At 44.9% G+C, this 20,822-nt stretch carries 21 protein-coding genes; 5 read left to right on the top strand and 16 right to left on the bottom strand.

What is annotated here, in order from left to right:
* Window positions 1–621: 621 nt before the first annotated feature.
* The 9 genes from AC07NA_RS22995 to ubiE all read right to left on the bottom strand — a co-directional run bounded on the left by AC07NA_RS22995 (window position 622) and on the right by ubiE (window position 7,297).
* Window positions 622–1,143 carry an ExbD/TolR family protein gene (locus AC07NA_RS22995; protein ID WP_494900101.1) on the bottom strand — a complete coding sequence of 174 codons (522 nt, stop codon included), beginning with the start codon at window positions 1,141–1,143 and terminating at the stop codon, window positions 622–624.
* Window positions 1,144–1,253: 110 nt separating this feature from the next.
* Window positions 1,254–2,039, bottom strand: a complete 786-nt coding sequence (gene porG, locus AC07NA_RS23000) for a type IX secretion system protein PorG (protein ID WP_345213579.1) — start codon at window positions 2,037–2,039, stop codon at window positions 1,254–1,256.
* Between the two features lie 9 nt (window positions 2,040–2,048).
* Complete coding sequence (locus AC07NA_RS23005) at window positions 2,049–2,930, bottom strand: NAD kinase (protein WP_345213578.1); 882 nt, start codon at window positions 2,928–2,930, stop codon at window positions 2,049–2,051.
* A gap of 7 nt (window positions 2,931–2,937) precedes the next feature.
* A complete protein-coding gene (locus AC07NA_RS23010; protein WP_494900103.1) occupies window positions 2,938–3,600 on the bottom strand; it encodes a CBS domain-containing protein in 663 nt (220 codons plus the stop codon).
* 3 nt (window positions 3,601–3,603) lie between these two features.
* Complete coding sequence (locus AC07NA_RS23015) at window positions 3,604–4,365, bottom strand: alpha/beta fold hydrolase (protein ID WP_345213576.1); 762 nt, start codon at window positions 4,363–4,365, stop codon at window positions 3,604–3,606.
* Between the two features lie 109 nt (window positions 4,366–4,474).
* Window positions 4,475–4,924, bottom strand: a complete 450-nt coding sequence (locus tag AC07NA_RS23020; protein ID WP_494900105.1) for a GatB/YqeY domain-containing protein — start codon at window positions 4,922–4,924, stop codon at window positions 4,475–4,477.
* Window positions 4,925–4,989: 65 nt separating this feature from the next.
* Window positions 4,990–5,754 (bottom strand): SDR family oxidoreductase, encoded by a 765-nt coding sequence (locus AC07NA_RS23025; RefSeq protein WP_494900107.1) that lies wholly within the window; start codon window positions 5,752–5,754, stop codon window positions 4,990–4,992.
* Between the two features lie 71 nt (window positions 5,755–5,825).
* A complete protein-coding gene (gene porT, locus AC07NA_RS23030; protein WP_494900109.1) occupies window positions 5,826–6,569 on the bottom strand; it encodes a type IX secretion/gliding motility protein PorT/SprT in 744 nt (247 codons plus the stop codon).
* Entirely contained in the window at window positions 6,566–7,297 is a 732-nt protein-coding gene (gene ubiE / locus AC07NA_RS23035; RefSeq protein ID WP_494900111.1) for a bifunctional demethylmenaquinone methyltransferase/2-methoxy-6-polyprenyl-1,4-benzoquinol methylase UbiE, read from the bottom strand. Before ubiE ends, porT begins: the two co-directional genes overlap by 4 nt.
* 195 nt (window positions 7,298–7,492) lie before the next feature.
* Here ubiE and AC07NA_RS23040 point away from each other — a divergent pair, with 195 nt between their 5' ends.
* Window positions 7,493–8,854: a Gfo/Idh/MocA family protein gene (locus AC07NA_RS23040; protein WP_494900113.1), complete on the top strand. Its 1,362-nt coding sequence runs from the start codon at window positions 7,493–7,495 to the stop codon at window positions 8,852–8,854.
* A gap of 13 nt (window positions 8,855–8,867) precedes the next feature.
* Window positions 8,868–9,596, top strand: a complete 729-nt coding sequence (locus AC07NA_RS23045; protein ID WP_494900115.1) for a 3-keto-disaccharide hydrolase — start codon at window positions 8,868–8,870, stop codon at window positions 9,594–9,596.
* Window positions 9,597–9,719: 123 nt separating this feature from the next.
* On the opposite strand, the gene AC07NA_RS23050 is transcribed toward AC07NA_RS23045, so the two are convergent.
* On the bottom strand, window positions 9,720–10,214 hold the full coding sequence (locus AC07NA_RS23050) for a VOC family protein (RefSeq protein ID WP_494900117.1): 495 nt from the start codon (window positions 10,212–10,214) through the stop codon (window positions 9,720–9,722).
* A gap of 54 nt (window positions 10,215–10,268) precedes the next feature.
* On the opposite strand from AC07NA_RS23050, the gene yihA reads away from it, so the two are divergent.
* On the top strand, window positions 10,269–10,892 hold the full coding sequence (gene yihA / locus AC07NA_RS23055; protein WP_345213568.1) for a ribosome biogenesis GTP-binding protein YihA/YsxC: 624 nt from the start codon (window positions 10,269–10,271) through the stop codon (window positions 10,890–10,892).
* Window positions 10,893–11,413: 521 nt separating this feature from the next.
* On the opposite strand, the gene AC07NA_RS23060 is transcribed toward yihA, so the two are convergent.
* A complete protein-coding gene (locus tag AC07NA_RS23060; RefSeq protein WP_494900119.1) occupies window positions 11,414–13,129 on the bottom strand; it encodes an amino acid permease in 1,716 nt (571 codons plus the stop codon).
* An 81-nt stretch (window positions 13,130–13,210) separates the two neighbouring features.
* On the opposite strand from AC07NA_RS23060, the gene AC07NA_RS23065 reads away from it, so the two are divergent.
* Complete coding sequence (locus tag AC07NA_RS23065) at window positions 13,211–13,870, top strand: phosphatase PAP2 family protein (RefSeq protein ID WP_345213566.1); 660 nt, start codon at window positions 13,211–13,213, stop codon at window positions 13,868–13,870.
* A gap of 2 nt (window positions 13,871–13,872) precedes the next feature.
* Here the strand turns inward: AC07NA_RS23065 and AC07NA_RS23070 are convergent, their stop codons facing one another.
* From AC07NA_RS23070 to AC07NA_RS23090, 5 genes are all read right to left on the bottom strand, one after another.
* Window positions 13,873–14,259, bottom strand: a complete 387-nt coding sequence (locus AC07NA_RS23070; RefSeq protein WP_494900121.1) for a hypothetical protein — start codon at window positions 14,257–14,259, stop codon at window positions 13,873–13,875.
* Window positions 14,260–14,335: 76 nt separating this feature from the next.
* Window positions 14,336–14,989 carry a hypothetical protein gene (locus tag AC07NA_RS23075; protein WP_345213564.1) on the bottom strand — a complete coding sequence of 218 codons (654 nt, stop codon included), beginning with the start codon at window positions 14,987–14,989 and terminating at the stop codon, window positions 14,336–14,338.
* Between the two features lie 306 nt (window positions 14,990–15,295).
* The gene (locus AC07NA_RS23080; RefSeq protein WP_494900123.1) at window positions 15,296–16,996 is read right to left on the bottom strand and encodes a M3 family oligoendopeptidase; all 1,701 of its coding nucleotides are present in this window, start codon (window positions 16,994–16,996) and stop codon (window positions 15,296–15,298) included.
* A gap of 143 nt (window positions 16,997–17,139) precedes the next feature.
* Window positions 17,140–18,021, bottom strand: coding sequence for a UbiA-like polyprenyltransferase (locus AC07NA_RS23085; RefSeq protein WP_494900125.1), 882 nt, complete (start codon window positions 18,019–18,021; stop codon window positions 17,140–17,142).
* 92 nt (window positions 18,022–18,113) lie between these two features.
* On the bottom strand, window positions 18,114–20,060 hold the full coding sequence (locus tag AC07NA_RS23090) for a KUP/HAK/KT family potassium transporter (RefSeq protein WP_494900127.1): 1,947 nt from the start codon (window positions 20,058–20,060) through the stop codon (window positions 18,114–18,116).
* Between the two features lie 192 nt (window positions 20,061–20,252).
* On the opposite strand from AC07NA_RS23090, the gene AC07NA_RS23095 reads away from it, so the two are divergent.
* Window positions 20,253–20,747: a T9SS type A sorting domain-containing protein gene (locus tag AC07NA_RS23095; RefSeq protein ID WP_345213560.1), complete on the top strand. Its 495-nt coding sequence runs from the start codon at window positions 20,253–20,255 to the stop codon at window positions 20,745–20,747.
* The last annotated feature ends 75 nt before the right edge of the window (window positions 20,748–20,822 follow it).

Genomic DNA, 20,822 nt, shown 5'->3' on the forward strand with positions numbered 1-20,822 from the left:
TTGTGCACTTGAGTATATCTATCCTATGACAGATGCTTCGTACCTCAGCATGACAAGAAAAAGCCCCGCAGTCGCTACGGCTCCGTCCGAGTGACGACTACCCCGCGGCGTCCCGCCGCTGTACTGTTGATATTTCACCACCGGTAAGCTGAAAGCTTACTCCATGCGTACGTCACGAGTTACGCTATGCTAAACTCGCGACAGCCTTTCTTATTTCCGTCAGCAAAGCAGCTTCGGGCGAAAACGGGCTGAACTGTGAAGGCCAAGAGCGCAAAGGCGGGCATAGCGAACTTGTTGCTTATGGGGTGGAATAGCGTGGTGGGGCAAAAGTTCCAGCCCTAAGTTCTGAACGGTTTGCGGGGGTAATGGCCCTGTGCGGCAAAGAAGCCTTTTGTTACTTTTGCCCTCAAAAGTAATGGCCAACTGCGGCCAAGAGCAGACTGATGTTAATCATAGCACAAACAAAATCAACGTAGAGATTGCTTCGTTCCTTGCAATGACGATAGTGATAAAAAACGGACTAAAACACGACGTGATTGCTTCGTACCTCGCAATGACAATTAAAACGCAAAAAGCCAAACCGCGATGCGGCTTGGCTTTTCTTACCAGGGTTGAAAACTATTAATAAACACCCTTTTTCTTTAGCAGATCAACATCTGCCGATGGTATATCTACAATGGCGTAACGCTGTGTTTTGGTGATATTCAATTCGTCAAGCGTGTTCACCAGGTTATCGTATACTGAAGTATTGCCCGGTTTTACCAAAACAATCATGTCTTTCCCGGTTGTTTTGTGTACGTAAGCAGCGGTTTCAAGTATGGCTTTGCGGATGCCATTTTTACCGTAGCTGATTACCGAAGGTGAAATAACCGGCTTGGCAGCCTCGCCCAGATAATACATTACTTTATTATCCTTACCCAAACAAATTGTCATGGTTCTACTTGCCGGAACATTACCTACGTCTGTCCCTTTATCAGGCATAGCCACATCCATAGTTTTTGGCTTGGATAGCGTGGTGGTTAAAATAAAGAAGGTAATGAGCAGAAAAGCCAGATCGACCATTGCGGTAAGGTCTACACGGGTTGATACTCTTTTGCGATTGTGTTTGCCGGTTTTTGCGGCAGATGAATTAAGCTCAGCCATGACGTTAAAGATTAAGGTTAAAAAAAATTGGTTGAATAAGGCACCGGATGCGCCTTTTTATAAATAGATAACGCTGCTTATAATGCTTTGTTGCGGCCTGCAAATAATAATTATCGCTCGTAATAGCAGCGCTGGGTTACAAACGTAAACGATAGCGATACGTTTATAAAAAGGTAGGTATCGCGGCTGCGGAAATCGCCGCGCTGGGTGCCTGCATAACCCACGTAATTACCCGTCTTCTCTCCCGACCTATCGGCCAGGGTACGGGCACGGTCGTTTCTTAATAGCGCGGGGTCTACATAAACACCGCTTACATCGTCCAGGTAATCGGTAAAGGTATAGCGGTAACCAACATCGGCTATCAAGTTAAACTTACCCATTATGTTATACTTAATACCCACACCGTAAGGTATTACCATGGTGCGGTTGCTGTAGTTAACGTTTTCTGTTTGAAAACCACGCAGACTGTATTCCTTTTCGTTATAAATAGTTTTTGGCGAAAAGCCGGTCAGGCCCACGCCTAAGAACACATAAGGCGTAAATTTATTTTTACCGGCATCAGGTATGTAATGCATAAAGTTGAACTCGCCGGTAAGGCTGGTTTCAACCAGTTTGTTGGTAAAGCTGAGGTTGCGGATGCGGGTTTGCGCGTCATTAGAATTACTGTCGGCCGCGCCAATTTCACCATAGCCCAGGCTAAGTTTAGCCGATAGATAGCCATTGAAATTACGCTTAACAAAACCTGATAGTGAAATACCGCTAAGGGCAAGAGGTTTGTGCTGGTTTAAATCGCCCATGTAACCTGCACCGCCAATACCGCCCCCTATTTCCCAGGTTTGGGCCTTTAAGGTAAGCGAAAAGCAGATTAACAGTATAAAAGGTAGAAATTTGGGCATTTAAAACAATTAATAATTACGGGTATCAAGTCCCCACAGCAGCTTATGTCTTAACGTTGATAAATAACTTTCATTATTTAGGCGGATAAGATTTAACTCAAAATCGGCCTTCTTCACTTCAAACCGCACGGTTTCATCCAATACGGCAATCCGCGAATCGCACGATACAAGGTAGTTGGCACTGCGCGACTCTACCTCGAAACATAACTTGCTGGTATCCGGTAATACGACAGGACGCACATTAAGGTTGTGCGGAGATATCGGCGTAAGCACAATACTGTTCGATTCGGGGAAGATGATAGGCCCGCCGCAGCTTAATGAATACGCTGTAGAACCCGTTGCTGTAGAGACGATGATACCATCACTCCAGTACGAATTAAGGAAAACATTATCCAGAAAGCTATGGGTGGTGATCATGGCCGAATCATCGCGCTTGTGAATAGTGATCTCATTAAGCGCGAAGTTATCGTTACCAAAAATATTTGTTTTTGATTCTATCCGCAGCAGGGCGCGGCTATCCAGTGTAAACTGGCGGGTAGCCACCGCGTGCATGGCTGCCGCTATGTCGTTTTTATTAACGCTGGCCAAAAAGCCAAGTCTGCCAAAGTTGATACCTATTACCGGGATGCCCGAATCCCTGATGAGCGTTACGGTATCCAGCATGGTACCGTCGCCGCCAAGGGTTAAAAATATGTCGATAAGCCCTTTTATGGGGGTATCATCGGCCAGTATAGTATATTTTACGTTATTTATTTTGCCTTCGAGGTAGCCTTGCAGGCGGCAATGCACATAAATATTAACCTCATGCTGCGCAAGGTTATCAAATACCTGCTGAATATATGGCAATGCCTCCTGATCGTTAAACTGGCGGCCGTAAATTGCTATGTTCATGTGCTTGTTATAAGTTAAGGTAGTTCATCAACGAATCATACCGGTCCATTGAATTGTCCTTATCGTTACTATGGTTAAAGGTGGCTTTAACATCATAGTCGTACCGCATAAATGAAGAAGCTATATTTGATATATCCTGCTTGTTCAATTTTAATGTCACCTCCATACGGGTCGAATCCGGGAAGGTTTGTACATACGAGCTTAGTATCTGCGCGTTATCTGATTCTACTATTTGCGCCATGTGCGCCAGCGAATTATTACGGTTGCTTATTTCCAGCACAATAATCCCGCCCGGGCGCTCAACCGAGGTAATGCGGGCAAAATACTCGTTCATGGTATTGATGGAAATCATACCCGAATAATTCTTTTTTACATCAAGCACGGGCACAATGCTCAGCCTTTGCTCGTAAAAAAGGCGTATCACATCGTATATATGCTGCTCTTCAAGTACGTAGGGGTTTACCAGCGTTAGCGCTACAGCGCCTATAGGGGTGTTATAATCGGGCACCTCTATCAGGTCGTCTTCGGCAACCAGGCCTAAAAATTGTTCCTCGTTTACAATTGGCAAATGGCTTACCTTAAATTCCGTCATCCTGTCCATCACCTTCTGTATGGTATCAGAAGTATGTACCGGCGGAATAGTATTGGCGAGCATTTCAACTGCAAGCATGGTTTATTTTTTTAATTTTTCTAAAAACTGCTTCAAGTACTTATTAAACTCCACGGGTTGCTCCATCATAGGGGCATGACCGCATTCGTCTATCCAGTGTAACTCCGAGTTGGTAAGCAGCTGACTAAACTCAACGGCAACCTCCGGCGGGGTTATCTTATCGTTCTTTCCCCATATTAACGCTACAGGCATCGTAATCTTATGCAGATCTTTAGCCATATTATGCCTTATGGCCGATTTTGCCATGGCCAGTATCCTTATAACACGGTTACGATCGTTAATTGTTTGAAAAACATCGTCAACCAGTTCATCGGTAGCTACCGCCGGGTCAAAAAAAGTGTATTCTACTTTTTGCTTTACAAAATCGCGGCTCTCCCTTTTAGGGAACGAACCACCGAAGGCATTTTCATATAAACCCGAGCTGCCGGTTAATACCAGCCCCTTTACGTTTTCGGGGTGTGCCAGTACATATATCAACGCCACGTGGCCGCCAAGCGAATTACCTAATAATGTAAAATTGGTTAAGTTTTTATGCTTAACAAATTTATGTATATACTTTGATAATGTTTTTACACCGGTGGTAAGCAGCGGCAAATCGTACAGCGGCAGCATAGGTATAATAACACGATACTCAGATTTAAACTCGTTGATCACGTCTTCCCAGTTGCTTAACGCACCCATTAAGCCGTGCAGCAACAGCAGCACTTCACCTTCGCCCTCTTCGATATATTTGAAATCCTTTTCCTCTTTAAGTGCGAAACTCATATATATGCCAGTATAATTTTATTGTTCAACGGGGCAAGTTTACTCATTATCCCCTTATTACGCTATAAAAATAATTTATTGCTGTATACTATCAATACTTACGCAATAATTATCCTAAAAGTTGCTTCACCACTTCTGATATGGTTTTGCCATCGGCTTTGCCGGCCAGCTCCTTATTAGCCGCTCCCATTACCTTGCCCATATCTTTTACTGATGTTGCGCCTACCTTGGTAATTACTTCTTTCAGGTAAGCCTCAATTTCGTCGCGACTTAATTGTTTTGGTAAATAAGGCTCAATTACTTCCATTTCAGCTATTTCTATCTGGTACAGGTCGTCGCGGTTTTGAGTTTTGTAAATATCAGCCGACTCCTTACGTTGTTTGATCAGTTTTTGCAATACCTTGATCTCTGCCTCCTCGGTGATCTCTTCGCTTGCGCCTTTTTCTGTTTTAGCTAATAACAATGCCGATTTGATGGCGCGTAACCCGCGCAACCTGTCGGCTTGTTTGGCCAGCATAGCTTGTTTTATATCCTGGTCTATTTGTGTTGATAATGACATTTCCTTTTTTGATCGTTTAAGCGAACCCTATCCAACGGATATAATTCCGCTGCAAATCTGCACAATTAATTGGTGTTTCTGAAAATATTAGTAGCAGTTGCCTGCGCGGTTGGCATTACTACCAGTTCGTTAATGTTTACATGCGCCGGGCGCGATACTGCAAACCAGATGGTTTCGGCAATATCCTGGGCTACCAAAGGCTCAAAGCCATCGTAAACTTTTTTGGCCCTTTCGGTATCACCCTTAAAACGCACTTCCGAAAATTCGGTTTCCACAGCGCCCGGGTGTACAGCTGTAACACGTATGCCATGCGGCAGCAAATCAACACGCATACCTTTATTCAAAGCATCTACAGCGTGTTTGGTAGCGCAATATACATTCCCGTTAGGGTAAACTTCTTTACCGGCTATTGAACCTATATTGATGATGTAGCCTGTTTTATTAGCGATCATCCAGTTTGATACTACCTTGCTTACATACAGCAGGCCTTTAATATTGGTATCAATCATGGTTTCCCAATCGCCATAATCACCGTTTTGTATAGGGTCGAGGCCCTGGCTAAGGCCTGCGTTGTTGATCAGCACATCTACTTTCTTCCACTCTTCGGGTAAATTGTTCAGGTTATCTACAACGGCATCGCGGTTACGCACATCAAACGAGGCAATGGCTACCTCTACATTGTACTGGCTGTTAATGGCCGATGCCAGTTTCTCTAAACGCTCGCGGCGGCGGCCGGTCAAGATCAGATCGTATCCCTCGCGGGCGAACAAATAAGCACAGGCTTCACCTATACCTGCGGTAGCTCCGGTTATTAATGCAATTTTTGCCATAAGTGTATATAACTATCAGCAACGAAATTATGTTTTACTTCTGTGTAATATGTCGGCAAAAGGTAAGTATATTACTCAAAGTGCAAACTAAACTCAATAGTGTGCAGGCTTAAACTGCTTAACGGCGTTGAGTAAGGATGGTTTTCTTTGAGCAGGATATTGCCGATGGAATTAGAGATCTTTATTTCGGGCGATAGCTTAAAGTATTCAAAGTAGATATCACAGCCTATGCCGGCCTCGTACGAGGTAAAGAAGCTTTTGTTGCGAACAAGACGTTCGGTAAGGTCTAAATTATCATTATTCTTTTTTGAACCGATAGCGCCCGAAAACTTAACACCACCGATAAGGTAACCGCGATAATCGCCCAAACGGTCCGATTTTATTTTCAACAGCAGCGGCACATCTACCGTAGTGGTAGTTATCTTCTTATCCACGCTGCGCAATTGCGGGTCATCAGTAGCGTAGGTATAGTTCAGCATACGGTCGGCAAATACCAGTGATGGCGTGGTACGGGCTTCGAGATGATCTGTAATGCGGTAACGGGTAATAAAACCTACGGCAAAGCCCGATGAGTTTTTTGAGCTGATGGCGGTTAAGGCCGGTGTAAGCGGCGCCCCTGTTTCCGGATCGGGAAACGGCGTTTGCCAGTTGGGGTCTTTATTAATTTTGAGGTAACTGCTTACGTACGAAAAACTAAAACCGAAGCTGATATCCGACTGATCGGCACCACCACCCCATGCAGGCGCATGCTGTGCAAACAACATATTGCTGCAAAAAGCGAGTAAAATTACAGTCAGGTAGCTGCTTTTTATCATTTAACGCCGGTATATATGGAACAGATACCAAACGCTAAAGGCCTGCTTTTGGTATTTTTAAACCCTACTTTATCCATCAGCGCAACAAAATTCTTACCATCGGGGAAAGCGGCTACCGATTCGGGCAGGTATGAGTACGCGCGCGAATCTTTGGAGAACAACTTGCCTATACCCGGCGTAATGTATGAAAAGTAAAAGTTATACAATTGCTTTATCGGGAATGCCTTGGGTTTTGAAAACTCCAGCACCACGGCTTTGCCACCCGGTTTCAGTACACGGTGAATATCGGCCAGACCAAGTTCAAGGTTCTCGAAATTACGTACACCATAGGCTACCGTTACGGCATCAAAACCATCGGCATCAAACGGCAGCTTTTCCGAATCGCCCAGCTTCACCTCAAACTTGTGGCCCAAATTGCGTTTGGCTATTTTTTGTTTGGCAATATCCAGCATGCCCTGCGAAATATCCACCCCGACAATTTTTTTGGGATTTAATATCGATAAGGCTTCAAAAGCGAAATCGCCCGTACCGGTAGCTACATCTAAAATAAGCTTAGGCTGATCTTTCTTCAACTCGTTGATCGCTTTTTTGCGCCAGATGATATCTATCCCCAACGATAAAAAATGGTTCAGAAAATCGTACGTTTTAGATATATTGTTGAACATATCGGCTACCTGTTCTTTTTTGGTAGCCTGCTCATCATGGTAGGGTGTTATGGTTTTGCTCATGGTGTTATGCCGCCAAATATAGTTAATAATGCCTTAACAGATTGTCGGCTTAATTTAAGTTTTCTACCGGCTGTTGTATGCCACGCAACATTTTGATACTGAATGCATAATTTGTTCAATATAATTGGAGATTATAGGCTGTAAATGCTTTTATATTTTAAATTTACTTTTCACAAATAACCTAACGCAATTTCTATGGCAGAAAAATCTCCTTCATCACGCAGAAGTTTTATCAGGAAATTGGGCACCACCGCTGCCGCCGTTGCAGCCGGAAGTACCCTTTTCGCTACTGATAAGCATTCACTTTATCTTTTACACCGGCACGATGGCTTTAGCGCTAACGACCAGATCAACATAGCCCTGATTGGCGCGGGCGGCATGGGCACGCAGGACGCGCTGGTGGCTTTACAAATACCCGGTGTTAAACTGGTAGCCGTATGCGATTTGTACGATGGTCGCCTTAAAGACGCCAAAAACCGCTGGGGAGCGGATATCTTTACCACACGCAATTACAAGGAGATTTTGAGCAGGAAGGATATTGACGCGGTGATTATAGGTACGCCCGACCACTGGCACCAGCAAATTTCTATAGACGCGATGCGCGCCGGAAAGCACGTTTACTGCGAAAAGCCAATGGTGCATTCCATCGCCGAAGGCCCCGCGGTGATACAAGCCCAAAAAGAAACGGGCAAGGTTTTCCAGGTGGGCAGCCAGGGTGTATCCTCATTAGGGAACGAAAAGGCTAAAGAACTATTAAAAAGCGGTGCCATTGGCGAACTGAACTATGCCGAAGGTTTTTGGGCCCGCCGCGCCCCTGTTGAGGTTTGGCAATACCCCATCCCCGATGATGCTTCGGCACAAACGGTTGATTGGGAAACTTACATCAGCAATACTAAAAAACGTCCCTTTGATGATAAGCGCTTTTTCCGCTGGAGAAATTATACCGATTATGGTACAGGCATGGCAGGCGATCTGTTTGTACACCTTTTTTCGAGCCTGCACTTCATCACCGGTTCGTACGGACCAAACAAGGTTTACGCTTCGGGTGGTTTGCGTTTTTGGAATGATGGCCGCGAAGTACCCGATGTATTGTTAGGCACTTTTGATTATGGCAAAACGGTGGTTCACCCGGCGTTCAACCTCTCTTTACGCTGCAATTTTGTGGATGGCACCAGCGGCACCACCTACCTGCGTTTAGTGGGCAGCGATGGCGCTATGGATGTTACCTGGGATGGTGTGGTGCTGAAGCGCAATAAGGTGATCGCCTCTGACGACCCTTTCTATCTTGAAAAACTGAAAAAAGCAGGCGGCAGCGCCGAACGTAAAAAGATCATTCCGCCGGAGGAGATCAGTTATGAGGCCGAAAAAGGCTACCTCGGCGGACCGTACGATCACATGAGCAATTTCTTCAATGCCATACGTAATAATAAAACAGTAGTGGAGGATGCGGTGTTTGGTTACCGTGCGGCTGCCCCTGCCCTGTTATGTAACGACAGCTATTACAAGAACACCGCCATTTTTTGGGACCCGGATAAAATGCAATTAGTAAAGAAATAACACCATACTTTATATGAGAACACAAATAATAAAAAGAACAGCGCTGGCCGTAGCCTCGGCTTCCGTAGTATTGATGTATGCCGCCTGGAAACCTGCTCCATCAGCCGACAAGCTGATTAAAAAAAGCGGCTGGGTAAGCTTGTTTGACGGCAAAACCACCAAAGGATGGCATAGCTACAACAAAACCGGACCGGTTGCGGGCTGGGAAGCAAAGGATGGCATACTGGCAAGCGTTGAAACCAGCTACGAGGCCACCAATGCCGATATAGTAAGCGATAAAGAATACACCAACTTTGAGTTTGCCTGGGAATGGCGCATTGGCAAGGGCAGCAACAGCGGTGTAATGTACCATGTGGTTGAGGATACCAAATACCCTACCACCTTCACCACCGGCCCGGAGTACCAGTTAATTGACGAAGTAGGCTGGGATGGTCCGCTGGAAGACTGGCAGAAAGCCGGCTGCGATTATGCCATGCACTTGCCTAACGATAAAAAAGTATTAAAACCCGTAGGCGAATGGAACACCAGCAAAATTGTATTTAACAAAGGCCATGTTGAGCACTGGCTTAACGGTGCCAAAATACTGGAATTTGAAGCCTGGACCGACGAGTGGAATAAAAAACGTACCGAAGGGAAATGGAAAGAATACCCGGCCTACGGCGCAGCCAAAACCGGCCGCATAGCCCTGCAAGCCCATGGCGGCAAGGTGGCTTTTAGAAATATTAAGATCAAGGAACTATAATTGAGTCATTGGGAACGCATTCAGATTTACGAAGTTTTTAAAACTTCGTAAATCTTTCCACAAAAATTCAACCCCTCCTACCGGAACCTGAAACCCCGAACCTCACAACACACAACTCACAACCTACAACTCACTAACTTCCCCCAAAAGTCCTTCCATATCCAGCCTGCGGGTATACATGGTAAGCTGTCCGCTGGCATCAAGCGGCCATTGGTCGCGCGGACGATCCCAGTATAGTTCTACGCCGTTGCCATCAGGATCATCGAGATAAATAGCTTCCGATACACCATGATCTGACGCACCGGTAATTGGATAACCCTCTTCAAATAAGCGCTTTACTATCGCTGCCAAATCCTTACGCTCCGGGTATAATATTGCCGTGTGGAATAAGCCCGGCGCATATTCAGGCGCGGGTGGCGCGCCTTTGCTTTGCCAGGTGTTTAAACCAATATGGTGGTGGTAGCCTCCTGCCGAAATAAACGCAGCCTGATCGCCGTACATCACCATTAGTTCGAAGCCTAACAGTCCGCAATAAAAATCGATAGACCTTTGCAGATCGCTTACCTTTAAATGCACGTGCCCTATTCGGGTTTGCGCCGGGATTTTATAATCGCCCATAACAATACATGTTTAAACATCAAATTTACACCAAACTATTTCTACCTTTGTACAATGATTGTAAAATCTGCCGAATTTATTTGCAGCAACACGCAAATATCCAAACTACCGCTGCCGTTAAAGCCCGAATATGCTTTTATAGGCCGCTCCAACGTGGGTAAGTCATCGCTTATCAACATGCTTACCGAAAAAAAGGGACTGGCCAAAACCTCGCAAACACCCGGTAAAACCCAGCTGATCAATCACTTTTTGATCAACGATACCTGGTACATTGTAGATTTACCGGGCTATGGCTACGCGAAGATCTCTAAAAGCAAAAAGGAAGACTGGAACAAATTTATCCGCAGCTATCTTGATAAACGCGAGAGCCTGCAAACGGTATTTGTTTTAATTGACAGTCGCCTTGAGCCGCAAAAGATAGACGTGGAGTTTTGTAACTGGCTGGGCGAAAAAGGACTTTCTTTTGTACTGGCGTTTACCAAGGCCGATAAACAGTCGGCCGTAAAAACAGATCAAAATATAGCTAAGTTTAGGAAAGCCCTGCTGGCAAGCTTTGAAGAAGTGCCGCCGTTTTTTATCACCTCATCCGAAAATCACATCGGCCGGGATGAAATACTGGGCTTTATCAGCCAGGTAAATCAAAATTTTGAGGTGCCTGATATTAGCCATTTGCAATAAGGAAGAGGCTTTACTTCTTGTAAAATTGTCATTGTGAAGAATGAAGCAATCTCGTTGCGTTCTGTTGGATTGTGCTATGATTAACGTCAGTCTGCTCTTGGGCGCAGTGCCCCATTACTTTTGAGCACAAAAGTAACAGACTAAGCGAAGCGGTCTCATGAGCACCTATAAAAAACAAACAGACAGCGAATAACGGCTTGTCCAGCAAAAGGCTTCTTTACCGCACGGGCCATTGCCCTGCAAACCGTGCAGAACTTTGGGCTGGAACTTTTGCCCCATCGCGCTATTCCTCCCCATAAGCAACAAGTTCGCTATGCCCGCCTTTGCACTCATGGCCTCTATAGTTCTGCCCGTTTTCGCCCGAAGCTGTTTGCTGACGGGAGACGGCTCTCGGGTTGTTGCGTGCCTGCCCATCACCCCTACACTGTCATGCTGAGGAACGAAGCATCTGATCGCCCGTCTGCATGATGACATAGATCCTTCACTGCGTTCAGGATGACAGTTAAAACGTTTCTAAAATCTTACCTCGGCGTATTTACCTCCTTACCTAACACGCTATTACGATAGCTGTAAGTGAAATAGATCACCAGGCCTATCAGCAGCCAGGCTAAAAAGCGGATCCAGCTTTCGTACTCTAACTCAGCCATTAAGTAGAAACAGCTAAGCAGGCCCAAAACCGGGATCAGCGAAAGCTTCTTTACAAAGGCCAGTATAGTTAACGAGGTCGACAGCAATATGAATAGTATATAAGGGAACTTTTGGTGCACGTTGGTGCCGGTAAAAATTCCGAGCATTGGTTTCCAAAAGAGAATGACACCTACAATATACAATACCGGTACTATCCACTGCGCGTTGATATACGGTAGTTTGAAGCGGCCACGTTGAGCGGCTTCTTTCGGTAATAATAATACACCGCCGCAAACCAATACGAAGGCAAACAGGGTACCTATACTGGTGAGGTTGGTTACCTCGGTAAGGTTAAGGAACAATGCCGGGATAGCCACCACAAAACCGGTTACTATAGTAGCAAACGATGGTGTTTTAAACTTAGGGTGAATACGTGAGAATGCTTTAGGCAATAAACCATCGCGGCTCATGCTCATCCATATACGTGGCTGGCCCAGTTGGAATATCAGCAACACGCTCGCCGTGGCAATAACCGCGCTGATGGATATTACATAGCTGATCTTTTTAAGCCCTACCTTGGCAAATACAAATGCCAGCGGATCGCCTACCTGCAAATCTTTATAGCTCACCATACCGGTTAAAACCAATGCGATAAGCACGTATAGTACGGTACAAATGATCAATGAATAGATCATGCCGCGGGGAAGATCGCGCTGTGGATTGGTACACTCCTCGGCCGTGGTTGATATGGCGTCAAAACCGATGTAAGCGAAGAAAACACCCGATACGCCTTTCATTACTCCCCCAAAACCGTTAGGTAAAAAAGGGCTCCAGTTGGCCGGGGTAACATAAAAGCAACCCAGTATAATTACCGCTATCACCACCCCTATTTTAAGCAGCACCATAGCGTTGGTAACCTTTTTAGTTTCGCGGATGCCGATGTAAACAAGGTAAGTAATGGCCACTACGATAAGCAATGCCGGTATGTTGGCTATAATTTTAAAACTGCCTGAACCGGGCGCGGTGTTCCATGCCAGGGCGGCATTCTTCATCCTATCTGTTATTTCGGCAACATGGCCCGATGAGGTTAATCGCTGCACATCCTCATGTGCGGTGAATGCCGAAAAGTAATCCATAGTGAGGTAAGCCGGCATTTTGATATTGAACCCTTCCAGCAGGTTTACAAAATATTCGCTCCATGATATGGCTACGGCTATGTTACCAATGGCGTACTCCATTAACAAATCCCAGCCTATTATCCAGGCGATCAATTCACCGAAAGAAGCATAAGCGTAGGTATAAGCGCTGCCCGCTACCGGAATGCGCGATGCAAACTCCGCGTAGCATAAAGCCGAAAAACCGCAGGTAACAGCCGTAATAATAAATAATATACTCACCCCCGGACCGCCGTTAAAAGAGGCCTCGCCAATGGTAGAAAAGATACCCGCACCTACTACGGCGGCAATACCCATGAGGGTAAGGTCTTTAACGTTTAGTGTTTTGGTGAGATGGGTGGATGCCGTGCCGGGGTGTTCGCTGTCGCTGAAACCACATTCAACGTCAGCCAGAATTTTTGTTACAGATTTTCTACGAAAGATATTTTTCGACATTCAGTTTTTTAATTGAGGTCAATTCAAAGTCAAACATAACCATTTTTTTGCATTGCATAAGTATATGCTTAATTTGCACCCATGAAAATAGGAATAAAATACGTACTCAATAAAATTAACGTATTTTTTGTTCTATACCTGCTTGTATTGTGCATTTGTATAGTAATAAAAGCAATTTTTACCCGCGAAGAGATCTATTTCGCGGTGAATAGCCATTACAGTATTGGCGCCGATGTTTTTTTCAGCTGGTTTACCAATATTGGTGACGGATTAACCACGGTAGGCGTAATACTGCTGTTATTAATGTTTTACAGCTACCGTAAGGCCTTTCTGCTGGCTACAAGCTATGCTATTACCTCGCTGTTCGCGCAGGTTTTAAAACACATTTTTGACGCGCCCAGGCCAAAAGCCTATTTCGGTATGCAGTTAGATCATATTCATTTTGCCGAAGGTGTAAAGATCTACACCCTGCACAGTTTCCCATCGGGCCACTCGGTAACCGTATTTTCAACGGCACTGGTGCTGGCTTATTTTTCGCGCAATAAAATGCTTAGTGTGTTGCTGTTGCTTACCGCGGTACTTACGGGCTTTTCGCGCATGTATTTGAGCGAGCACTTTTTTGAGGATGTGATAGCGGGTTCGGCGGTTGGCGTAATGGTTACGCTGCTTTGGTTAAGCTTTATGGATAATTATAAGTTTCTGCATTCGGAGAAATGGAGTAAGGCTTTATTGAAGCGTTAAGCTTATAAATCGTCGCCATCCCGCGTAAGCGGTTCCTCGCCGTATAAGAACATCGTTTGCTTTTCCTGGTCGATCTTTACATCCCAGGCTATGGTATCGTTTTGCCCGCCGGTAGTACCCGAACAGGTAAACGAAAAACCTACCCTGAACCTGCACCTGAATTTACCGGTAAGCTTTTCCGCGTCAAATTTAATATGCTCCAAAGTAAAGGTTTCCACCTGCGGAAATGTGCCGTTTCCCCAATGGTAACGCTCCAAACGGTTACACATCAGGGCATGGTTATCCTTATCGGCAAAGAGGATATCCAATAAACTTTCCAGATCTATCTCTTTCCCGGTTATTTGTTGCAGCTGTACAGCGGGTATTTGCAGTGTTATGTTTTCGGCCATTTGAGGGGCTAAATATAGTATAAAACAAAAGGCGGGTGAAATGCCCGCCTCCTGTAATCAATAGTTAATATCGAATTTATGACATCGCTGTCTCTGTTTTTTTACGGTAGATGAAATAGCCGATCATCAGTAACACCAATGAACCGCCGCCATAAATGGCAATTTTACCTGTACCCGATACACCTGAACTCGCGGTGCTGATGTATTGATCGGTACGTTCCAGTTCGGGAGAGATCTTGATAGAGCCAAAATAGGCCTTGTTCTCATCCTTTATCAGTTCGGCCCTGTTGGTTGGATACAAATACTCAAAGGTATAAGTTGCATCCTTAGTATATATCAGGGCGAAATTTCTTACCTGCTGACCGTTCTCATCATTGGTTTCCAGCGCGAATACTTTCGCTTTCAATTTACCAATGGTAGTATCACGGGCGTTCATGATATCGCCTGATGACTGGCCTTGTAGTTTCTTTATATATTCCTTGAACACGTTATTCAGGTCGTTCTCTTTTTTAAGGGGCTGATTGTTGGCCGGGTTTTGCGCCCTGATCACCATCATATAACCCATTAAACCACTACCCGAATATATCTGCTGACCAAGTGTGTCTTTCTTAGTGAACTCACCCGGCATTGATACCGTGACAAGGCTATCTATCTTCACAGGCTTAAGCCCCTGGCTGTATCCTGTAAGCGTAAATGCTGCTATGCTGAATGCTAAAATTAACTTTTTCATGCTTAGGTAACTGCCATAACTATGCCAATCGACAGCTTTGTCACCCAAACAGCCCCCTAAATCCGGGCATTATGACGGAGATGGGACATTCTTTAAAGGAGTAATTTCAGATAGAAATTGTCATAATAAATGTTTTCAAAATTGATATAAAAACTTCTGAAAATCAGCTAAATACAATAAATTCATAAGTAACCAATAAGCAACCTATCTACCAAAAAATATCGGCACATTAACTTCATGTTAAAAAATTACACAAAAAAAGCCCGGCGGATTGCCGGGCTTAAGTGTTTTAGTGTCGTATTTTGTTTACAGTTTCTCCATTTCGGCCTTTACAAAGGCGGCCAGTTCTTTTACATAGTCGGCGCTGAAATCAAATTTGATACCCGCTGTTTCGTAAATTTCCCTGATGGTTTTGGTGTATCCTAATTTCAGGGCATCCAAATATTGCTGCATGCCTTTTTCCGGATTCTCTTTGTAGTTTTTCCATACCGCAATAGCGCCTAACTGGGCCATACCGTATTCAATGTAGTAAAACGGCACTTCAAAAATGTGCAGTTGTTTTTGCCAAAGGTTGGCTTCGGCATCCGGATGTTCGCTCCAGTCAACAAAACCTGCACCGAATGGCTCATAGATCTGGATCCAGGCTTCGGTACGCTGCTCGTCGGTATGGTCGGGGTTGGTGTATATCCAGTGCTGAAACTGATCTACCACGGCTACCCATGGCAGGGTTTTCAATACATCAACCAACTGGTCGCGTTTTGCACGTTTAAGGTCTTCCTCGTTATCAAAGTACACATCCCAGTTATCCATTGAGATCAACTCCATCGACATGGAGGCAAGCTCGGCTACTTCCGAAGGGCAATGTTTAAAATCATTCAGCTCCAGGTCGGCAGTTAAAAAGGTATGTACCGCGTGGCCGCCTTCATGTACCATGGTAGTCAGATCGCGGAAGGTATTGGCCGAATTCATGAAGATGAACGGTGCGCCGGTTTCTGCCAGCGGATAGTTATAACCGCCAGGTGCTTTGCCCTTACGGCTTTCTACATCGAACAGCTGGTTATCTTTCATTATCTCCAAACGTTCGCCCAAATACCTATTGATGTTGCTGAAACACTGTATCGATTTCTCAATCAGTTCTTCGCCATCTTTAAAAGGTTTCAGGGCCGGTTTGCCCGATATGTTCACGTCGGTATCCCATGGCTTTAAGGCTTCCAGCGCGAGGGCTTCTTTCCTTTTTTCGGCCTGCTCACGCAGAATGGGTACTATTTCGGTTTCAATAGCCGCATGGAAAGCGTAACAATCCTGCGGTGTATAATCAAACCTGCCCAATGCCTGGAACATATAATCGCGGAAGTTCTCAAAGCCTGCATTCAGGGCCACCTTATGCCTTAACGAACGCAGGTGATCAAACAGTTCATCAAGCTTCTCTTTATCCTGCAAACGGCGCGAGGTGATCTTTTCCCAGGCTTCCTGTCTTTTGGCACGGTCGGTATCTTTTAACAGGGCCGATGCCTGCTCCAGCGTGAACTCCTTATCGCCGATATGCACCGACATGGAGCCGGTGATCGACTGGTATTTTTGCTGCTCTACCTGTATCTCGGTTTGCAGCGGGATATTTTCTTCCCTGAATAGCTCTAAGGCTTTACGTACGCCACGCAGGTATATGAAATATTTATTGTTATCCAGGTGATCAACCCATTCGCTTTCGGTCAGCTTAATGTTCAGATCGTTGCTATACGGAGCCGTTTTAGGCTCAATTTCGGTAGCGAAATATTGAAAGCTTTCCAGCAGATCGGGGTTCAGTGTATCACAGGTCATGCGGATGTAGCGCCACGCGAAATCTTCTTCAAGGGCAGCTTCCAGTTCACTACGGTCGCGCAGCCATTGCTCCAGTTCGGTAACCGATGCTATAGGGCGGGCAAGCAGTTCTTTATAAATAGGTTCAAGATTTTCCCATTTGATCTCCAGATCGGCCGGGATATATGTTCTTGTTTTTTTATGTATCATGGTATTAATTAATGTGCAGATGAGCGGATATGCAAATGTGCAGATGTTTTTAATTGATCTGCATGTTTGATGTGCAAATATGCAAATGTTTGGGTTGGCTTATTGTTTGTGCCGCCGGATAAAAAATCACCCACCGGTGTAAACTAAATATGGAATGCCGTTAGTATACCGTGTGCCGACAGGAACCTATCCAGCAAGAACAGTACCGCGAACACTACGCTTGCCATGCCATTGGTGGTCATGAAGGCGAAATTTACGCGGCTCAGGTCGCTTGGTTTTACCAGCAGATGTTGGTATACCAGCATGGTACAGAAGAACAGTATGCCTACATAATACAACACCCCTACCTGCGTAACAAACACGGGCATCACTATAAACACAGCCGATAGCACATGCAAAAAGGTAGACAGGTTTAATGCCCTCACCTTACCCAGATAAGCCGGGATAGAATGTAGTTTTTGGCTGCGATCAAAGTCTTCGTCCTGCAAGGCATAAATAATATCGAACCCACTCACCCAGCACAATACCGATAGCGAGAAGAATACCGGCGTTAAAGCGAACTCCCCGGTTACAACCAAATAAGCCCCTATAGGCGCCAGCGAAAGGCCTAAGCCCAATACTAAATGGCAAAGCGCGGTAAAGCGTTTGGTAGCGCTGTATCCTAAAACCACCAGTAAAGCCACTGGCGACAGGTAAAAACAAAGTGGATTTATAAACCAGGTAATACCGATAAACAAAGCACAATTAACCAGTGTAAATATAAGCGCGTTGGTAGCGCTAATTCTGCCAGCGGGGATGTCGCGCTGTTGGGTACGGGGATTTTTGGCGTCGATGTCTCTATCCAAATAGCGGTTAAAGGCCATGGCCGAATTACGGGCACATATCATACACAATACCATCATCAGCAACTTTGGCCACTCAAACGTGTGGTTAGTAGTTGTTACCGCCAAAAAGAAGCCTATAAAGGCGAATGGCATGGCAAATATGGTATGCGTAAAGGTTACTAATGATAAATACTTCTTCATTTTAAATTAAAGATACGGCCTTTGTATGTATAAGTAAAACACGCCATGCATTACAAAGCGTGTTTAAACATATTATTGCATCAGGTTTACATTTAGCTAACCCTGGTAAGCGTAACCGATTCGGGCGCTACCAGCATCAGCGGCACTTTCTCTACCGTAACAAAGCTCAAATCGAGGCCGAAACCACGTTCTTCTGAAAGGCTGACCTTTTTCAGTTGTACGTAGATATCCATGATCAGCTGCTCGTAAAACGACAGGTTATGCGAACGCGATAACGCTTTTTCGATCACCACGAAACGGAAATCGCCCACAATGTTATGCTTGCTCAATGATTTGTATTTACTGGTGATGTTTACTTCGCCGTTCTTTACCAAATCTTCCACTACCCTTCTGAAGAGCAGGTTGATCTGTTGCTCTACCCTGAAACCCAGTTTAAAGTCGATACGGATCAGTTTGTTCGGCACCAAAAAGTCTACCTCGTATTCGCGGGTATAAGGTTCATCCACCACATCAACGTGTACCAGCCAGTATACATCGGCACGCTTGGGCTGCTTTTGCAGTATGGAGTAAACTATTTTCGATTCAATTTCGGAGTTGAAGTTGGCGCTGGTTAAGTACACCAGTTGCGACGCATATTTGGGCACCGTTTCGTCATCACTTAATTCCTTAATGATGTTGAAATAATCGTCAATCTCGATAAACTTCACATAGCGGTTCTTGATCTTGCGGGCAGTATGCCATGTCCACATCACTACAAACAGCATAAAGCCGATTGATAATGTAAACCAGCCGCCATGTACAAATTTCACAAGGTTACCGAGTAAGAAAGTACCTTCTATCAGTAAATAAACCACTAAGAAAGAGCCGATGAGGTACACAGGTACCTTGCGGCGTTTTAGGAATTTTGATACCAGTATAGTGGTCATCAGCATGGCTACAGTAATACTTAAACCGTAAGCAGCCTCCATCTTTTCCGATTTTTGGAAGAGTAATACCACAATGATACAACCGGCACAAAGTATCCAATTAATGCTAGGTACATACAGTTGTCCCTTTTGCTCGCTCGGGTAATTGATACGCACCTTTGGCCATAGGTTGAGCCTAACAGCCTCGGCAATCAGTGTAAATGAACCCGATATAAGCGCCTGGCTTGCAATAACCGCTGCCATGGTAGCCAAACCAATACCAAATATCAGGAACCACGAAGGCATGATCTGGTAAAAAGGGTTATGGGTATTAAGGTCGATAGTTTGTCCGTTGCGTTGCAGCAGCCAAACTGCCTGGCCAAGGTAATTTAATATTAAACAGGCTTTTACGTAGATCCAGCTTACACGGATGTTATCGCGACCGCAGTGACCTAAATCGGAATACAGTGCTTCGGCACCCGTGGTACACAGGAAAACCGCACCCAGTATCACGAAACCATCGTAACTGCCGCTGGTTAACAAGCTGAACGCGTAGTATGGGTTTAACGCCTTAAAAATAGACGGCATTTGTATAATAAACGATATACCCAACACGCCCATCATGGTAAACCACAGGAACATGATAGGCCCGAAAGCCTTACCAACCAGCGATGTACCGAACTGCTGAATAATGAACAGCAGGGCAATAATGGCTATAACGATCTCTACCGTGGGCAAACCCGGGTAGGTGGCATTTAAACCCTCTATAGCCGATGAAATGGTAATGGGAGGTGTAATGATACCATCGGCCAGCAATGCGCAGCCCCCGACCACAGCCGGGACTATCAGCCACTTGGCTTTTCGCCTTACCAGCGAAAAAAGTGAGAATATACCACCCTCGCCTTTGTTATCGGCAAGCAGCGTTATACATACATATTTGATGGTAGTTTGGAGGGTAAGCGTCCAGAAGATACACGAGACCCCTCCCAGAACCAAAGATTCTGAAATGGCTCCTGAACCAACAATTGCTTTGAACACATATAGGGGGGACGTACCTATATCACCGTAGATAATACCTAAACTAATGAGCAGCCCGGGAACTGTTAGTTTTTGCAGGTCTTTATGATTTGACACTATTTTGTAAAAAAAGCAAAATTATTAAAATTTTCCGTTTCTAAACTTAAACCTATAACTATCGTATAAGTCTTTACAACAGAGCTACAAATAAAAGCTGTTTTTGTTAAAAATTGTTAAATTATTTATAATTAGGCAATGTTTTTGAATGATGAGAGCTTTTATTATACTTTTGTAACCATTATATAAAGCATGAATCGAAATTCTACCTATTCTTACGTAAGGTTATTAGTTATCGCGATAGCGGTATCTATGAATTTCGCTTTCGCAAAAGGCGCTTATAATCAAGACACTACCACACTGTTACGTAAAGCCAAAGCTGTTAAAACTTCATATCTGCGCAGCGGCCTTCCGTTTGCCATGCCGCCGCTAAAACCGGGGGTGGTATCAAGCGCAAGGGTTAACGTTAACAGGCAGGACGATAAGTTGCTTACCAATGTACAGGTATACCCTAACCCGGTAACCGATCAAATCAACCTGAAATACGAAGTATCGCGCAATACCAACGTCACCATAAAAATTGTTGACGTACTGGGCAACGACCTCGTAACCATTTTTTCGCAGCGCGTTGAAACCGGCGATCAAAAATTCAGCTACAACATCAACAACAAACTAAGCCGCGGTTTCTACTTCATCCGCATTATGGCCGGTACAGAATCTACTATCAAAAGATTGTCTGTACTGTAATAGTTTTCAAACGAAATTTTATTGGGAATTAGTGTGAGGGGAGATTTAACTCACCCCGCCAACGCTTCGCTGGGC

It is taken from the genome of Mucilaginibacter sp. GW821-FHT07G05, assembly GCF_059418565.1.

Excerpts from the sequence above, each read along its gene's own strand:
- AC07NA_RS22995 (WP_494900101.1), bottom strand. The coding sequence starts at position 1,143 with ATGGCTGAGCTTAATTCATCTGCCGCAAAAACCGGCAAACACAATCGC.
- porG (WP_345213579.1), bottom strand. The coding sequence starts at position 2,039 with ATGCCCAAATTTCTACCTTTTATACTGTTAATCTGCTTTTCGCTTACC.
- AC07NA_RS23005 (WP_345213578.1), bottom strand. The coding sequence starts at position 2,930 with ATGAACATAGCAATTTACGGCCGCCAGTTTAACGATCAGGAGGCATTG.
- AC07NA_RS23010 (WP_494900103.1), bottom strand. The coding sequence starts at position 3,600 with ATGCTTGCAGTTGAAATGCTCGCCAATACTATTCCGCCGGTACATACT.
- AC07NA_RS23015 (WP_345213576.1), bottom strand. The coding sequence starts at position 4,365 with ATGAGTTTCGCACTTAAAGAGGAAAAGGATTTCAAATATATCGAAGAG.
- AC07NA_RS23020 (WP_494900105.1), bottom strand. The coding sequence starts at position 4,924 with ATGTCATTATCAACACAAATAGACCAGGATATAAAACAAGCTATGCTG.
- AC07NA_RS23025 (WP_494900107.1), bottom strand. The coding sequence starts at position 5,754 with ATGGCAAAAATTGCATTAATAACCGGAGCTACCGCAGGTATAGGTGAA.
- porT (WP_494900109.1), bottom strand. The coding sequence starts at position 6,569 with ATGATAAAAAGCAGCTACCTGACTGTAATTTTACTCGCTTTTTGCAGC.
- ubiE (WP_494900111.1), bottom strand. The coding sequence starts at position 7,297 with ATGAGCAAAACCATAACACCCTACCATGATGAGCAGGCTACCAAAAAA.
- AC07NA_RS23040 (WP_494900113.1), top strand. The coding sequence starts at position 7,493 with ATGGCAGAAAAATCTCCTTCATCACGCAGAAGTTTTATCAGGAAATTG.
- AC07NA_RS23045 (WP_494900115.1), top strand. The coding sequence starts at position 8,868 with ATGAGAACACAAATAATAAAAAGAACAGCGCTGGCCGTAGCCTCGGCT.
- AC07NA_RS23050 (WP_494900117.1), bottom strand. The coding sequence starts at position 10,214 with ATGGGCGATTATAAAATCCCGGCGCAAACCCGAATAGGGCACGTGCAT.
- yihA (WP_345213568.1), top strand. The coding sequence starts at position 10,269 with ATGATTGTAAAATCTGCCGAATTTATTTGCAGCAACACGCAAATATCC.
- AC07NA_RS23060 (WP_494900119.1), bottom strand. The coding sequence starts at position 13,129 with ATGTCGAAAAATATCTTTCGTAGAAAATCTGTAACAAAAATTCTGGCT.
- AC07NA_RS23065 (WP_345213566.1), top strand. The coding sequence starts at position 13,211 with ATGAAAATAGGAATAAAATACGTACTCAATAAAATTAACGTATTTTTT.
- AC07NA_RS23070 (WP_494900121.1), bottom strand. The coding sequence starts at position 14,259 with ATGGCCGAAAACATAACACTGCAAATACCCGCTGTACAGCTGCAACAA.
- AC07NA_RS23075 (WP_345213564.1), bottom strand. The coding sequence starts at position 14,989 with ATGAAAAAGTTAATTTTAGCATTCAGCATAGCAGCATTTACGCTTACA.
- AC07NA_RS23080 (WP_494900123.1), bottom strand. The coding sequence starts at position 16,996 with ATGATACATAAAAAAACAAGAACATATATCCCGGCCGATCTGGAGATC.
- AC07NA_RS23085 (WP_494900125.1), bottom strand. The coding sequence starts at position 18,021 with ATGAAGAAGTATTTATCATTAGTAACCTTTACGCATACCATATTTGCC.
- AC07NA_RS23095 (WP_345213560.1), top strand. The coding sequence starts at position 20,253 with ATGAATCGAAATTCTACCTATTCTTACGTAAGGTTATTAGTTATCGCG.